1 protein-coding gene is annotated in these 1658 nt (G+C 33.2%); it reads left to right on the forward strand.

Features of this window, described 5'->3' with window-relative positions; translation table 11 throughout:
• The first annotated feature begins 188 nt into the window (after positions 1-188).
• Positions 189-1451 carry an IS1380-like element ISEcp1 family transposase gene (locus ACJHWR_RS25195; protein ID WP_000608644.1) on the forward strand — a complete coding sequence of 421 codons (1263 nt, stop codon included), beginning with the start codon at positions 189-191 and terminating at the stop codon, positions 1449-1451.
• Positions 1452-1658 lie beyond the last annotated feature (207 nt).

Raw genomic sequence — 1658 nt, forward strand, 5'->3', positions numbered from 1 at the left:
CACCTAGATTCTACGTCAGTACTTCAAAAAGCATAATCAAAGCCTTGATAAATATGCATTCCTTCGAAATTCAGCTTTCACCCATTGGGTGAAAGAAAAGTGCTCAAAAATATGTTAAATTATCAGCTTTTATGACTCGATATATGGTAAAATAATAGTAAGAAAAGTAGTAAAAAGGGGTTCTAATTATGATTAATAAAATTGATTTCAAAGCTAAGAATCTAACATCAAATGCAGGTCTTTTTCTGCTCCTTGAGAATGCAAAAAGCAATGGGATTTTTGATTTTATTGAAAATGACCTCGTATTTGATAATGACTCAACAAATAAAATCAAGATGAATCATATAAAGACCATGCTCTGCGGTCACTTCATTGGCATTGATAAGTTAGAACGTCTAAAGCTACTTCAAAATGATCCCCTCGTCAACGAGTTTGATATTTCCGTAAAAGAACCTGAAACAGTGTCACGGTTTCTAGGAAACTTCAACTTCAAGACAACCCAAATGTTTAGAGACATTAATTTTAAAGTCTTTAAAAAACTGCTCACTAAAAGTAAATTGACATCCATTACGATTGATATTGATAGTAGTGTAATTAACGTAGAAGGTCATCAAGAAGGTGCGTCAAAAGGATATAATCCTAAGAAACTGGGAAACCGATGCTACAATATCCAATTTGCATTTTGCGACGAATTAAAAGCATATGTTACCGGATTTGTAAGAAGTGGCAATACTTACACTGCAAACGGTGCTGCGGAAATGATCAAAGAAATTGTTGCTAACATCAAATCAGACGATTTAGAAATTTTATTTCGAATGGATAGTGGCTACTTTGATGAAAAAATTATCGAAACGATAGAATCTCTTGGATGCAAATATTTAATTAAAGCCAAAAGTTATTCTACACTCACCTCACAAGCAACGAATTCATCAATTGTATTCGTTAAAGGAGAAGAAGGTAGAGAAACTACAGAACTGTATACAAAATTAGTTAAATGGGAAAAAGACAGAAGATTTGTCGTATCTCGCGTACTGAAACCAGAAAAAGAAAGAGCACAATTATCACTTTTAGAAGGTTCCGAATACGACTACTTTTTCTTTGTAACAAATACTACCTTGCTTTCTGAAAAAGTAGTTATATACTATGAAAAGCGTGGTAATGCTGAAAACTATATCAAAGAAGCCAAATACGACATGGCGGTGGGTCATCTCTTGCTAAAGTCATTTTGGGCGAATGAAGCCGTGTTTCAAATGATGATGCTTTCATATAACCTATTTTTGTTGTTCAAGTTTGATTCCTTGGACTCTTCAGAATACAGACAGCAAATAAAGACCTTTCGTTTGAAGTATGTATTTCTTGCAGCAAAAATAATCAAAACCGCAAGATATGTAATCATGAAGTTGTCGGAAAACTATCCGTACAAGGGAGTGTATGAAAAATGTCTGGTATAATAAGAATATCATCAATAAAATTGAGTGTTGCTCTGTGGATAACTTGCAGAGTTTATTAAGTATCATTGCAGCAAAGATGAAATCAATGATTTATCAAAAATGATTGAAAGGTGGTTGTAAATAATGTTACAATGTGTGAGAAGCAGTCTAAATTCTTCGTGAAATAGTGATTTTTGAAGCTAATAAAAAACACACGTGGAATTTAGG

The sequence above is a fragment of the Escherichia sp. WS568 genome (assembly GCF_046486085.1).
Taxonomy (GTDB): Bacteria; Pseudomonadota; Gammaproteobacteria; order Enterobacterales; family Enterobacteriaceae; genus Escherichia; species Escherichia coli.